Genomic DNA, 13,161 nt, shown 5'->3' with positions numbered 1-13,161 from the left:
TCACAACACTCCATGTGGCGGGATCGGATGTTACTTGCCATACAGCCAGACGCCCCGCGGTGTCTGTCGTCCATCGCGAGCGTGCTCGCTCCTGCAGGGGACGCAAGGTCAATCGCGTTTGGCGTAGAGTTTGGGCTCGCCCGGTGGGCGGCTCTTGAAACGGCGGTGCGCCCACAGGTATTGCTCCGGGCAATCGCGCAGTACGCCCTCGATCCACTGGTTGATGTGCAGGCAGTCCTCTTCTTCGGTCTCGCCAGGGAAGCCTTCCAGCGGTGGATGGATCACCAGTCGATAACCGCTGCCGTCCGCCAGACGCTCCTGGGTGAACGGCACCACCAGGGCCTTGCCCAGCCGGGCAAACTTGCTGGTAGCGGTCACCGTCGCGGCCTGGATGCCGAACAACGGCACGAAGATGCTCTGCTTGGCGCCGTAGTCCTGATCCGGTGCGTACCAGATCGCCCGGCCAGCCCGCAGCAGCTTGAGCATGCCGCGCACATCCTCACGTTCCACGGCCAGCGAGTCGAGGTTGTGGCGCTCGCGCCCGTTGCGCTGTACGTAATCGAACAATGGGTTTTTATGCTCGCGGTACATGCCGTCGATGGTGTGCTGCTGCCCCAGCAGCGCCGCGCCGATTTCAAGGGTGGTGAAGTGCACAGCCATCAGGATCACGCCCTTGCCTTCGCGCTGGGCCTTTTGCAGGTGCTCAAGCCCTTCCACATGGGCGAGTTTTGCCAGGCGCTCGCGCGACCACCACCAGCTCATGGCCATTTCAAAGAAAGCAATGCCAGTCGACGCGAAGTTCTCCTTGAGCAGGCGCTTGCGCTCGGCGGCGGACTTTTCCGGGAAGCACAGCTCGAGATTACGTCGTGCAATACTCCGCCGGTCACCGGCCACGCGATACATCAGGGCCCCCAGCACGCGACCAATGAACAGCAACGCCGGGTAAGGCAATTGGACGATCAGCCACAACAGTCCCAGGCCGCACCACAGCGGCCAGAAACGCGGCATCAGAAATGTTTTTTTAAAACTCGGGCGATCCATTAAATGTTCCGCAAAGACAGTGGCCGCGCATTCTACATCGTTCGACCCGGCTTGCGGCTGGCGAGCGTTCTCGTTATAAGTCTCGGCACTTTTAGCGACAAGCCGTTGTATGCCGACCATGAGCCAAATCGAATCGCAAGACCAGGATCCCGTGTTCCAGTTAAAGGGCAGCATGCTGGCCATTACCGTGCTGGAACTGGCCCGCAACGACCTCGACAGCCTCGATCGGCAACTGGCCGCCAAGGTCGCCCAGGCGCCTGGTTTCTTCAGTAACGCGCCGCTGGTCCTGGCACTGGACAAACTCCCGGCCGGCGAAGGTACGGTCGATCTGCCAGGCCTGATGCGCATCTGCCGCCAGCATGGGCTGCGCACCCTGGCCATCCGCGCCAGCCGCATCGAAGACATCGCGGCGGCCATTGCCGTCGACCTGCCGGTATTGCCACCCTCCGGCGCTCGTGAGCGTGCACTGGACCCACAGGAAGTCGCCGCGCCAAAAAAACCGGAAAAACCGCCGGAGCCTTCGATCAAACCGACCAAAGTCATCACTTCGCCAGTACGTGGCGGCCAGCAGATCTATGCCCAGGGCAGCGACCTGGTCGTGATCTCTTCGGTCAGCCCGGGGGCGGAACTTCTCGCCGATGGCAACATCCATGTATACGGCGCGATGCGTGGTCGCGTGCTGGCTGGCGTGAAAGGTGATACGAAGGCCAGGATTTTCTGTCAGCAGATGACCGCCGAGCTGATCTCCATCGCCGGCCATTACAAGGTTTCGGAAGATCTGCGCCGCGATCCTTTGTGGGGTTCGGGTGTTCAGGTCAGCCTGTCCGGTGATGTGTTGAACATCATTCGGCTTTAACGGATACTGCCGCATTTTCCAAGCATCTCTAAAACGTAGCGAAAACGGCTCAAACGAAGTAGGAAAATGGTCAAAACCAGTGTTTGCCAACGGTAAGCGCGGCCAGGACCGGATTCCAGCCAAGGCTGTCCGACTGTAGTCGTTTTTTTCAAGAGATGTTTTTCAGGGACCAGAAGTCCTTTTTCCTTAGGGGTGAAACACCTTGGCCAAGATTCTAGTGGTTACATCCGGCAAGGGTGGTGTGGGTAAGACCACCACCAGTGCTGCTATCGGTACCGGCCTCGCACTGCGCGGCCACAAGACTGTAATCGTCGACTTCGACGTCGGCTTGCGTAACCTCGACCTGATCATGGGTTGCGAGCGTCGCGTGGTGTATGACTTCGTCAACGTGGTGAACGGCGAAGCCAACCTGCAACAAGCCCTGATCAAAGACAAACGCCTGGAAAACCTCTACGTACTGGCCGCCAGTCAGACTCGCGACAAAGACGCGCTGACTGTCGAAGGCGTGGAAAAAGTCCTGATGCAGCTCAAGGAAGACTTCGAGTTCGTGGTCTGCGACTCCCCTGCCGGCATCGAGAAAGGCGCCCACCTGGCCATGTACTTCGCCGATGAGGCGATCGTCGTGACCAACCCTGAAGTGTCATCGGTACGTGACTCCGACCGCATGCTCGGCCTGCTGGCCAGCAAGTCCCGTCGCGCCGAACGCGGTGAAGACCCGATCAAGGAACACCTGCTGATTACCCGTTACCACCCGGAGCGGGTGAGCAAAGGCGAAATGCTCGGCGTAGAAGACGTCAAGGAAATCCTTTCGGTGAGCCTGCTCGGCGTGATCCCGGAATCCCAGGCGGTGCTCAAGGCCTCCAACCAGGGCGTACCGGTGATTCTCGACGACCAGAGCGATGCCGGCCAGGCCTACAGCGATACCGTCGACCGTTTGCTCGGCAAGACTGTCGATCATCGATTCCTTGAGGTCCAGCGCAAGGGTTGGTTCGAGCGCCTGTTTGGAGGGAACTAAACAATGAACCTTTTTGACTTCTTTCGTGCCAACAAAAAGCAAAGCACCGCGTCGGTAGCGAAAGAGCGTCTACAGATCATCGTGGCGCATGAACGCGGCCAACGCAGTACACCGGACTACCTGCCCGCCTTGCAGAAGGAGTTGGTGGAGGTGATCCGCAAGTACGTCAATATCGGGTCCGATGACGTGCATGTCGCCCTGGAGAACCAGGGTAGCTGCTCGATTCTGGAACTCAATATCACCCTGCCAGATCGCTGAGTCGACCTGGCTGGAGCCACGGCGGCTCAGGCCTTTCGGGCTTTTCGTGTGGGAGCGAGCCTGCTCGCGATAGTGTGTCAGTCAATGCGGTATCCGCTGACTCACCCTCGCGAGCAGGCTCGCTCCCACACAGGAAGCCTCGAAAACCTGCGCCGCCGTTGGCGTTTGTTACGAGACTGTTTTAATGCCGCTGTCCAACATCCGCATCATCCATCAGGACGCCGCCGTATTGGTGGTGGATAAACCGACCCTGTTGCTGTCCGTTCCTGGCCGGGCCGACGACAACAAGGACTGCCTGATCACCCGCCTGCAAGAAAACGGCTACCCCGAAGCTCGCATCGTCCATCGACTGGACTGGGAAACCTCGGGCATTATCCTGCTGGCCCGCGACCCGGACACCCATCGCGAACTGTCACGGCAGTTTCACGATCGCGAAACAGAGAAGGCCTACACTGCGCTTTGCTGGGGGCAACCGGAACTGGACAGCGGCAGCATCGACCTGCCCTTGCGCTACGATCCCCCCACCAAGCCACGCCACGTGGTGGACCACGAGCAGGGCAAACACGCCCTGACCTTCTGGCGCATTCTCGAGCGCTGCGGCGATTGGTGCCGGGTGGAACTGACGCCGATCACCGGCCGCTCCCACCAGTTGCGCGTGCACATGCTCTCTATCGGTCACCCGTTGCTGGGCGACGGGCTCTATGCCCATGAGCAGGCGTTGGCTGCATGGCCGCGACTGTGCCTGCACGCAAGCATGCTCAGCTTCACTCACCCGCAAACGGGCGAACGCTTGCGTTTCGAGTGCCCGGCACCGTTTTGAGCACTGCCTGTCGTGACGTTGTTCGCTTTAGCAAAAGGAATATTCAAGGATGAGTTGCACTGATTTCCCTGCCGTCAGGAAAACCCAAAACCAGTTGCTGTATCTGATCTACGGGGACCAGGCCGTTTACCGGCACGAAGCCAAGTTCAGCATTTTGACGGCGCTGTCCCACGCAAAGAGCGGCAAGCTGCCGAGCATCAGGATCCTCACGGATCGCCCGCAGGACTATGCAGGCTGGCCAGTCGAGACCATCACCCTGACCCCGCAGATATTGGCCCGGTGGCAAGGCGAAAACGGTTATCACCATCGCCGCAAGGCCTGCGCCATGGCGGCAGGCCTGCACCTGGCGGAAAAAACTCTGTTCGTCGACACCGACACGCTGTTCCTGCGCGACCCGAACCTGATCTTCAGCCAGATCCAGCCCGGGCAGTACCTGATGGACTGCCTGGAGTACCAATGGCAAGAGGTCTGCGAGCGCCCCGAATACCACAAGCTCGGCGAGTGCCTGCATGCGCACGGCGTCAGCGCAAACACCGGCTTCAAACTGTACAACAGCGGGCTCTGCGGCCTGACCGATACCGATGCGCCATTGCTGGAAGATTCGATCCGCTACATCGACGAATGGACGCGGGGTGAATTCGACGTTCACACCATCGAGCAGATCGCCCTGTCATTCGCCATGCGCGACAAACCAGTGCGCGAGGCGAACAGGCACATCTACCACTACTTCGCGGAAAAACGCTTTTTCCATGAAATGCACAAGTTCTTCTTTGCGCAGCATGGCGAACAATTCAGCCCGCAACTGGTGCAATGGTGCCGCGATGTTCCCCGGATCAAGCCGTACCCGACTGCCTGGCAGCGCCTGAAAATCAAATGGAAAGTGCGCAAGCACAAAGGCGCGCTGAAGAAGATCGGTCGCGACCTGCTGTATGGCAGCGCTGTGCCCGAGGATCCGTACTACGCCGCTTGCCGCCACGAATGGTGGGAATCGGCCTCGCGGGAAATCCTGCGCTGGGACAGAGCCCGACAAAAAGCGCTTCTGCGCTCCCATCAAGACAAATGGCCGCAGCAATTGCCGCGACCGCAAAAGCCCGAGGATGAGCAGATCATCATGGCTTACCTGAAAAAGCGGATCGTCAACAGGGGTTGATGCGTTGGGTGAAGACCACGCCCAAAGCTCCAGGCCAATGCGTTAAACTGGCGCCATTGCTGTCTGGAGCTACTTATGCGCGAAGAGTTGAACCAAGGCCTGATCGATTTCCTCAAGGCCTCCCCTACCCCATTCCATGCCACTGCCAGCCTCGTTCAGCGTCTGGAAGCGGCGGGCTATCAGCGCCTTGACGAACGCGAGTCCTGGAGCACCGAAGCCAACGGCCGTTACTACGTCACCCGCAATGACTCCTCGATCGTCGCCGTAAAAATGGGGCGCCAATCAGCGCTCTACGGCGGCATTCGCATGGTCGGCGCCCACACTGACAGCCCGTGCCTGCGGGTCAAGCCCCAGCCGGAACTGCAACGCCAGGGCTTCTGGCAGCTGGGCGTCGAAGTCTATGGCGGTGCACTGCTTGCACCGTGGTTCGACCGAGACCTGTCCCTGGCCGGCCGGGTGACCTTTCGCCGCGATGGAAAGGTCGAAAGCCAACTGATCGACTTCAAGGCGCCGATCGCGATCATTCCGAACCTGGCCATTCACCTCAACCGTGAAGCCAACATGGGCTGGGCCATCAACGCCCAAACCGAATTGCCGCCGGTGCTTGCGCAATTTGCCGGCGACGAGCGCGTGGACTTCCGCGCGATACTGACCAATCAGCTGGCACTGGAACACGGCCTGAACGCCGACGTGGTGCTCGATTACGAGCTGAGCTTCTACGACACGCAGAGCGCTGCCGTCATCGGTCTCAATGGTGACTTCATCGCGGGCGCACGCCTGGACAACCTGTTGTCATGCTACGCCGGCCTGCAAGCCCTGCTCACCGCCGACACTGACGAAACCTGCGTGCTGGTGTGCAATGACCACGAAGAAGTCGGTTCATGCTCCGCGTGCGGTGCGGACGGTCCAATGCTCGAACAGACCCTGCGTCGCCTGCTGCCCGAAGGTGACGAGTTCGTGCGCACCATTCAGAAATCGCTCCTGGTCTCGGCCGACAACGCCCACGGTGTGCACCCCAACTACGCCGACAAGCACGACGCCAACCATGGCCCGAAACTCAACGCCGGCCCGGTGATCAAGGTCAACAGCAACCAGCGCTACGCCACCAACAGCGAAACCGCCGGATTCTTCCGCCACCTGTGCATGGCCGAAGAAGTGCCGGTGCAAAGTTTCGTGGTGCGCAGCGACATGGGCTGCGGCTCGACCATCGGCCCGATCACTGCCAGCCACCTGGGCGTACGCACCGTGGACATCGGCCTGCCGACGTTTGCCATGCACTCGATCCGCGAGTTGTGCGGCAGTCATGACCTGGCGCACCTGGTGAAGGTGCTGAGTGCGTTTTATGCGAGTCAGGAGCTACCGTAACCCGGCAAACACCCCCCTGTAGGAGCGAGCATGTCGAGGCGTCGAACCGTCGCGATGGTCGTTAACGATAACGTGGGCAATCTGACACCCCCCGGTGTCTGGGCCACCATCGCGAGCATGCTCGCTCCTACAGGTGACACGAAACCCGCCTAGACTTTTAATATCACCCACGACAAGGCAGTCCTCCATGATCTCGTTGTCTGCGTTCCACGCCATGCTGGTTCCTATCATCACCGGGATGATCCTGTTGGCGGTAGGCTTCAACTTTCGCGACAAAAATGCTGGCGTGTTCGCCATGTGGATCGGCATGCTGACCATCCTCGCCACGGTGGTCATCAAGATCCTCGTCAAAATCAACGAATAAATCCTCGCCCTCGACTCGCATTGGCTTTGGCGGGCTCGTACACTCGGTTGATCTGCTTTTCTGGAGGTTGACCGCCCAGTGTTCGCTCGCTTGCTCGCCCTGCCCTGCCTTTTCCTAGTCTGCCTGCTGGCGCTCTTACCGGTAGTGCCCGTCCAGGCCGCCGGCCTGCCGAGCCTGCTGAGCAGTTCGACACCCGCCCAGCCCGAGGCGCAGGAACCCCTCGGCCAGTCGTTGGACGAGGTCATCAAATCGCTGGAAAACGACCAGCAACGCGCCAAACTGCTGGCCGACCTGAAAAAGCTGCGCGACGCCACCAAAAAAGCCCAACCGGCCAGCGAAGAAGGTGTGCTTGGCTTGATCGGTGGCACGCTGAACCGCTTCGAACAACAGTTTTCCGGTGCCGACAGCCCGATCACCCGTTGGACAAGGGAGTTCTCCCTGGCCAATGACGAATTGCAAGCGCTGATACTGCCGGCCAACGAATGGCTGCCGATCATCTTTGCCTTCGCCGTGATCCTGGCGCTGTGGAGCCTGCTGGCCGCCGCGTTGATCTGGCTGGGCCATCGAGTGCGGATGCGCTTTGGCCTGACCGAGGAACTGCCGCAACACCCCAGGGCCCTCGACATGCTGCGCTTTGCCCTGCGCAAACTCGGCCCCTGGATGATTGCCCTGGTGATCACCGTGTACATGAGCTACGCGCTGCCCTCATCGCTGGGTAAAAGCCTGGCGATGGTGCTGGCCTATGCACTGGTGGTCGGCACCTGTTTTTCGGCGATCTGCGTCATTGCCTTCTCCCTGCTCGATGGCCCACATCGCCATCGCGCCTTGTACATCCTGCGCCATCAGGCCTTTCGCCCGCTCTGGCTGATCGGCAGCTTTGCCGCCTTCGGCGAAGCCTTGAACGACCCTCGACTGGTCACCAGCCTCGGCGGCCACCTGGCACACAGCGCGGCCACCGTCGCAAACGTGATGGCCGCCCTGTCCACCGGGCTGTTCATCCTTCGCTTCCGCCGTCCCATCGCCCACCTGATCCGCAACCAGCCGCTGTCACGGCGCCTGACACGACGCGCCCTCAGCGACACCATCGATATTCTCGGTACCTTTTGGTACGTACCCGCCCTTGTGTTGGTCGCCATTTCACTGTTCGCCACGTTCCTGTCGGCCGGCGACACCAGCACCGCGCTGCGCCAGTCGCTGATCTGCACGGTGTTGCTGGTGCTGTGCATGGTCATCAACGGGCTGGTGCGCCGCCACTCCCAGAAACCACAACGGGGACTGAAGCGTCATGCGCTTTACTCCGAGCGCTTGAAGGGGTTTTTCTACACGCTCGCGCATCTGTTGGTGTGGCTGGCCTTCATCGAACTCGGCCTGCGGGTCTGGGGCATGTCGCTGATTGCGTTCACTGAAGGTGACGGCCATGAAGTCAGCGTCAAGTTGTTCAGCCTGGGCGGCACGCTGATCTTTGCCTGGCTGATCTGGATTATCAGCGACACCGCGGTACACCACGCCCTGACCCGATCACGCAAGGGCCTGGCGAACGCGCGGGCGCAGACGATGATGCCGCTGATCCGGAACGTGCTGTTCGTGGCGATTTTCATCGTGGCGCTGATCGTTGCACTGGCGAACATGGGCATGAACGTCACGCCACTGCTGGCCGGTGCCGGTGTGATCGGCCTGGCCATCGGTTTTGGCGCGCAGTCGCTGGTCGCCGACCTGATCACCGGGTTGTTCATCATCATCGAAGACTCCCTGGCCATCGACGACTACGTGGATGTCGGCGGCCACCTGGGCACCGTCGAGGGCTTGACCATTCGCACCGTGCGCCTGCGGGACATCGACGGCATCGTCCACACCATCCCGTTCAGCGAAATCAAGAGCATCAAGAACTACTCGCGGGAGTTCGGCTATGCGATTTTCCGCGTGGCGATCCCGGCCAACATGGACATCGACAACGCGATCAAGCTGATGCGCGACGTCGGCCAGAAGATGCGCAACGACCCGCTGCAACGGCGCAATATCTGGTCGCCGCTGGAGATCCAGGGCGTGGAGAGTTTCGAGTCAGGTAACGCGATCCTTCGCGCCCGGTTCAAGACGGCACCCATCAAGCAATGGGAGGTTTCCCGCGCCTTCAACCTTTCGCTCAAACGCCACCTGGACGAGGCCGGCCTCGACCTGGCGATGCCACGCATGAGCGTGCAGGTGGTGACGGCGGGGGGCGGCCAAGTTACCGAATAACCACGTTATCTGTAGGAGCGAGCTTGTCGAGGCGTCGAACCGTCGCGATGGTCGTCAACGATGACGCAGGCTGCCTAATGCCCTGCGGTGCCTGAGCCTCCATCGCGACGGTTCGACGCCTCGACAAGCTCGCTCCTACAGAGGTTGTGCCAAACGCAAAATGCAGGCAAAAAAAATCCCCGAACCAGTCGGGGATTTTTTATGTTCGATCAATCAACCCAAGGGCGGATCAATCTTCGCGGTAGCGACGCAGCTTGAGCTGCTTGCCGGCAACGCGAGTGTCCTTCAGCTTGGTCAGCAACTTCTCCAGACCATCTTCCGGCAGCTCGACGAGGCTGAAGCTGTCACGTACCTGGATACGACCGATCGCCTCACGCGCCAGGCCACCTTCGTTGAGGATGGCGCCCAGCAGGTTCTTGGCAGCGATGCCATCACGCGCACCCAGCGCGGTACGGCAGCGAGCACGGCCTTCGCCCAAAGGCATTGGCGCACGACGCTCGCGATCGCCACGATCAGGACGATCGCCGGAACGCTCGGGACGATCACCACGCGGGGCACTGTTCGGCACCAGCGGACGTTCTTTCTCGATAGCGGCCAGGTTCAGCGCTTGACCGTTGGTAGCCTTGCGCAGCAGGGCTGCGGCCAGGGCACGGGGGCTGCAACCGATGTCGGCGGTCAGGCGATCGAGCAGATCACCATGGGTCGACTCGGCGTCAGCCACCAGCGGCGACAGGCTGTTGGTCAGTTTCTTGATACGCGCATCCAGAACGGCCTGGGCGTCCGGCAGGCGAACCTCGGCAACCTTCTGGCCAGTCACGCGCTCGATCACTTGCAGCATGCGACGCTCGCGAGGTGTCACCAGCAGCAATGCACGACCTTCGCGACCAGCACGGCCGGTACGGCCGATACGGTGAACATAGGACTCAGGATCGTACGGCATGTCGACGTTGAACACGTGAGTGATGCGCGGAACGTCCAGGCCACGAGCGGCAACGTCGGTCGCCACAACGATGTCCAGACGGCCATCCTTGAGGGAGTCGATCACGCGCTCACGCTGGTTCTGGGCAATGTCACCGTTCAGCGCAGCGGCTTTGTAGCCTTTGGCTTCCAGGGCGCTGGCCAGGTCCAGGGTCGCTTGCTTGGTACGCACGAACATGATCAGCGCGTCGAAATCTTCCACTTCCAGCAAGCTGAGAACGGCAGAAGTCTTCTGGTCGGCGTGAACCAACAGGTGAGCCTGTTCGATCGCGGTAACGGTCTGGGTTTTGCTCTGGATCTTCACGTGCTTTGGATCGCGCAGGTGACGCTCGGCGATGGCACGGATCGACTGCGGCAAGGTCGCCGAGAACAGTACGGTCTGGCGGGTTTCCGGCATGGCCTTGAAGATGACTTCCAGGTCGTCCATGAAGCCCAGCTTGAGCATTTCGTCTGCTTCGTCGAGAACCAGGTGGTTCACGGTCTGCAGCACTTTTTCGTCGCGACGCAGGTGGTCGCACAGACGGCCCGGTGTGGCGACAACGATCTGTGCGCCATTACGGATTGCTTTCAATTGTGGGCCCATCGGCGCGCCGCCGTAGACAGCCACAACAGTTACGCCCGGCATTTGCTTGGCGTAGGTTTCGAAAGCGGTTGCAACTTGCAGCGCCAACTCACGGGTTGGGGCCAGGATCAGAGCTTGCGGCTCGCGCTTGGACGGATCGATGCGGTGCAGGATAGGCAGGGCAAAGGCAGCGGTTTTACCGGTACCGGTTTGCGCCTGACCAATCATATCGTGACCGGCGAGGATGATCGGGATCGACTGCTGCTGAATGGCCGAAGGCTCTTCATAGCCGGTAGCGACTACTGCAGCGACAATATTGGGATGAAGTTCAAGAGCGGCGAAGCCGCCGATTTCCTGGGTCATGGGTCTGCCTCTAAGTGCATCCGCAAAGACCCATGCTCCAAAGCTGCGCATGCCGTGTTGAGACTCAAGAGTCGCCCTGGCAGCTTTGTCGGCGGGGATTTGCGAAAACGTATGAATGAAAAAAGAAACGTCAAGGAAGAGCCCGCAAGGCGGACGTGCAGCCGAAGCTGGCTTCGAGTTGCGCTACCAAAACGCGGCCCGGTTAAAGGCCGGCGCGCACTATACCGGAATTCGCTCGGAATGGGAGGATTATTTGTCGGAAAACTGACGGAATCGTCGTTGTGTCACAGACTTTGCGGATTATCTGGCGGCGGTCTACTTTTCAAAGGCCCGGCCTTGGCGGCGCTAAGGCTAAAACGTTTCACCCCCATCACGCCGCCCCTCCCCCAAATGCCTCCCGCGAGGAAAGTGCCCATGAACCAGCCTGCCCGCAGTCGTGTCACCCGTGAGCGCCACGGCCATGTCCTGTTGATTGGCCTCGACCGGGTGGCCAAACGCAACGCCTTCGACCTCGACCTGCTCAACGAACTGAGCCTGGCCTACGGTGAACTGGAGGCCGACAACGAAGCGCGGGTGGCCGTGGTGTTTGCCCATGGCGAGCACTTCACCGCCGGTCTCGACCTCCTCAGCGCCACCGCGGACCTGGCCAAAGGCTGGCAGGCGCCGCCCGGTGGTTGCGATCCCTGGGGCGTGTTCGCCGGGCCGAGGGTCAGCAAACCGGTGATCGTCGCTGTTCAAGGCTATTGCCTGACCATCGGCATCGAGCTGATGCTGGCGGCCGACATCAACCTGTGTGCGAGCAATACCCGCTTCGCCCAGAAAGAAGTCCAGCGCGGGATCTTCCCATTCGGTGGCGCAACGCTGCGCCTGCATCAGGTGGCTGGCTGGGGCAATGCCATGCGTTGGTTGCTGACCGGCGATGAATTCGACGCGCACGAGGCGTTGCACCTGGGCCTGGTGCAGGAGGTCATGGCCAGCGAAGACCTGTTGCCGCGCGCCATTGAATTGGCGCAACGCATCGCCCGGCAGGCGCCGCTGGGGGTTCAGGCAACGCTGATGTCGGCGCGGCAGGCGCGGTATGAGGGCGAGACGGTGGCGGCGAAGGAATTACCTGCGCTGGCGAAGAAGCTGCTGGAAAGCGAGGATGCCCGGGAGGGGGTGAGGTCGATGGTGGAGCGGCGAGCTGGGGTGTTCAAAGGGGTCTAGATTATGGTGGGTGTCAGTTCTGGCCCCATCGTCGGAACGCCGCCCGGACCAAGCCCGCTCCCACAGTGATCGTGTTCACAATTCCCCCTGTAGGAGCGGGCTTGGTCCGGGCGGCGTTCCGACGATGAGGCCAGTCAAGCCCACTTATGTAGCCGGCCGAATCGCCTTGATCAGCGATTCCAGCGAATACCCCAACCGCGGAGCCAGCGCTTCGGCCCGGGCGATCAGACCGTCCATGTCCAGTTCCTGATCCAGCTCCGAGGGCACGATCAGGATCACATTGCCCTCCTTCACGGGCAACTCCCAGTAATGGCGGTGATAAAGTCCACGCAGCAATGCCGCACCCAACGGTTTGCCATCGTCGGTGGCCCACTGGTTGATGACCAGCCAGCCGCCCGGGTTCAGGCGCTTCTGGCAATCCCCCAGGAAATTCCACGCCAGATGGCCGACGCCCGGCCCGACATCGGTGTAAAGGTCGACAAAAATGAGGTCTGCAGGCTCGGCGGTTTCCAGCAATTGCAGCGCATCGCCGACACGGATGTACAGGCGCGGATCATCATCGAGCCCCAGGTACTCAATGGCCAGTCGAGGCACGTCCGGGCGCAACTCGATGGCCTCGACGTCTTCCAGCGGCAGGAACTTCAGGCAGGCCTGGGTCAGAGTGCCAGCGCCAAGACCGAGGAACAGCGCGCTCTCCGGTTGCTCATGACACAGAGCGCCGATCAGCATCGCCCGGGTGTAATCGTATTCGAGCCAGCTCGGATCGGCGGTGAATACACAGCTCTGCTCAATGGCATCGCCAAACTCGAGAAAACGGTAATCGGCCACTTCCAGTACACGGATCACGCCAAACTCGTCCTGCACCTCGGCGAGCAGATGCTCGACGCGCTCCTCAGTCATTTCGTCTCCCGATCGTTACCCGGCCAGGTAACGCGATAAAGCGGCAAA

General features: G+C 60.8%; 13 protein-coding genes. 10 read left to right on the top strand and 3 right to left on the bottom strand.

The window, feature by feature from the left end:
• Nucleotides 1–108 precede the first annotated feature (108 nt).
• Nucleotides 109–1,041, bottom strand: coding sequence for a lipid A biosynthesis lauroyl acyltransferase (locus AB4N64_RS05605; RefSeq protein ID WP_460122694.1), 933 nt, complete (start codon nt 1,039–1,041; stop codon nt 109–111).
• 118 nt (nt 1,042–1,159) lie between these two features.
• Here AB4N64_RS05605 and minC point away from each other — a divergent pair, with 118 nt between their 5' ends.
• The 8 genes from minC (at nt 1,160) to AB4N64_RS05565 (ending at nt 9,104) form a co-directional block, all read left to right on the top strand.
• Nucleotides 1,160–1,897, top strand: a complete 738-nt coding sequence (minC, locus tag AB4N64_RS05600) for a septum site-determining protein MinC (protein WP_460122692.1) — start codon at nt 1,160–1,162, stop codon at nt 1,895–1,897.
• 202 nt (nt 1,898–2,099) lie between these two features.
• Entirely contained in the window at nt 2,100–2,912 is an 813-nt protein-coding gene (minD, locus tag AB4N64_RS05595) for a septum site-determining protein MinD (protein ID WP_460122690.1), read from the top strand.
• A gap of 3 nt (nt 2,913–2,915) precedes the next feature.
• Nucleotides 2,916–3,170, top strand: a complete 255-nt coding sequence (minE, locus tag AB4N64_RS05590) for a cell division topological specificity factor MinE (protein ID WP_027620024.1) — start codon at nt 2,916–2,918, stop codon at nt 3,168–3,170.
• Between the two features lie 184 nt (nt 3,171–3,354).
• Entirely contained in the window at nt 3,355–3,990 is a 636-nt protein-coding gene (locus tag AB4N64_RS05585) for an RluA family pseudouridine synthase (protein ID WP_460122688.1), read from the top strand.
• Between the two features lie 49 nt (nt 3,991–4,039).
• Nucleotides 4,040–5,140 (top strand): hypothetical protein, encoded by a 1,101-nt coding sequence (locus AB4N64_RS05580; protein ID WP_460122686.1) that lies wholly within the window; start codon nt 4,040–4,042, stop codon nt 5,138–5,140.
• A gap of 75 nt (nt 5,141–5,215) precedes the next feature.
• Complete coding sequence (locus AB4N64_RS05575) at nt 5,216–6,505, top strand: M18 family aminopeptidase (protein ID WP_460122685.1); 1,290 nt, start codon at nt 5,216–5,218, stop codon at nt 6,503–6,505.
• A gap of 187 nt (nt 6,506–6,692) precedes the next feature.
• The gene (locus AB4N64_RS05570) at nt 6,693–6,869 is read left to right on the top strand and encodes a hypothetical protein (protein WP_460122683.1); all 177 of its coding nucleotides are present in this window, start codon (nt 6,693–6,695) and stop codon (nt 6,867–6,869) included.
• A gap of 78 nt (nt 6,870–6,947) precedes the next feature.
• Entirely contained in the window at nt 6,948–9,104 is a 2,157-nt protein-coding gene (locus AB4N64_RS05565) for a mechanosensitive ion channel family protein (protein ID WP_460122681.1), read from the top strand.
• 229 nt (nt 9,105–9,333) lie between these two features.
• On the opposite strand, the gene AB4N64_RS05560 is transcribed toward AB4N64_RS05565, so the two are convergent.
• Nucleotides 9,334–11,007, bottom strand: coding sequence for a DEAD/DEAH box helicase (locus AB4N64_RS05560; RefSeq protein ID WP_460122679.1), 1,674 nt, complete (start codon nt 11,005–11,007; stop codon nt 9,334–9,336).
• 115 nt (nt 11,008–11,122) lie between these two features.
• Here AB4N64_RS05560 and AB4N64_RS05555 point away from each other — a divergent pair, with 115 nt between their 5' ends.
• Both AB4N64_RS05555 and AB4N64_RS05550 read left to right on the top strand, forming a co-directional pair.
• The gene (locus tag AB4N64_RS05555) at nt 11,123–11,275 is read left to right on the top strand and encodes a hypothetical protein (RefSeq protein ID WP_460122678.1); all 153 of its coding nucleotides are present in this window, start codon (nt 11,123–11,125) and stop codon (nt 11,273–11,275) included.
• Between the two features lie 146 nt (nt 11,276–11,421).
• Nucleotides 11,422–12,213 (top strand): crotonase/enoyl-CoA hydratase family protein, encoded by a 792-nt coding sequence (locus tag AB4N64_RS05550; RefSeq protein ID WP_460122676.1) that lies wholly within the window; start codon nt 11,422–11,424, stop codon nt 12,211–12,213.
• Between the two features lie 144 nt (nt 12,214–12,357).
• Here the strand turns inward: AB4N64_RS05550 and AB4N64_RS05545 are convergent, their stop codons facing one another.
• The gene (locus tag AB4N64_RS05545) at nt 12,358–13,113 is read right to left on the bottom strand and encodes a spermidine synthase (protein WP_460122674.1); all 756 of its coding nucleotides are present in this window, start codon (nt 13,111–13,113) and stop codon (nt 12,358–12,360) included.
• Nucleotides 13,114–13,161: the final 48 nt, after the last annotated feature.

Source organism: Pseudomonas sp. S2_C03 (assembly GCF_054668405.1).
Note: the sequence above shows the minus strand (reverse complement) of the source record. Positions and strands in the feature narration are given on the sequence as shown.

Bases quoted from the DNA above. Each gene is read 5' to 3' on its own strand.
- AB4N64_RS05575 (WP_460122685.1), top strand. From the start codon at position 5,216: ATGCGCGAAGAGTTGAACCAAGGCCTGATCGATTTCCTCAAGGCCTCC.
- AB4N64_RS05605 (WP_460122694.1), bottom strand. From the start codon at position 1,041: ATGGATCGCCCGAGTTTTAAAAAAACATTTCTGATGCCGCGTTTCTGG.
- minE (WP_027620024.1), top strand. From the start codon at position 2,916: ATGAACCTTTTTGACTTCTTTCGTGCCAACAAAAAGCAAAGCACCGCG.
- AB4N64_RS05560 (WP_460122679.1), bottom strand. From the start codon at position 11,007: ATGACCCAGGAAATCGGCGGCTTCGCCGCTCTTGAACTTCATCCCAAT.
- AB4N64_RS05555 (WP_460122678.1), top strand. From the start codon at position 11,123: ATGAAAAAAGAAACGTCAAGGAAGAGCCCGCAAGGCGGACGTGCAGCC.
- AB4N64_RS05585 (WP_460122688.1), top strand. From the start codon at position 3,355: ATGCCGCTGTCCAACATCCGCATCATCCATCAGGACGCCGCCGTATTG.
- AB4N64_RS05545 (WP_460122674.1), bottom strand. From the start codon at position 13,113: ATGACTGAGGAGCGCGTCGAGCATCTGCTCGCCGAGGTGCAGGACGAG.
- minC (WP_460122692.1), top strand. From the start codon at position 1,160: ATGAGCCAAATCGAATCGCAAGACCAGGATCCCGTGTTCCAGTTAAAG.
- AB4N64_RS05580 (WP_460122686.1), top strand. From the start codon at position 4,040: ATGAGTTGCACTGATTTCCCTGCCGTCAGGAAAACCCAAAACCAGTTG.
- AB4N64_RS05550 (WP_460122676.1), top strand. From the start codon at position 11,422: ATGAACCAGCCTGCCCGCAGTCGTGTCACCCGTGAGCGCCACGGCCAT.
- AB4N64_RS05570 (WP_460122683.1), top strand. From the start codon at position 6,693: ATGATCTCGTTGTCTGCGTTCCACGCCATGCTGGTTCCTATCATCACC.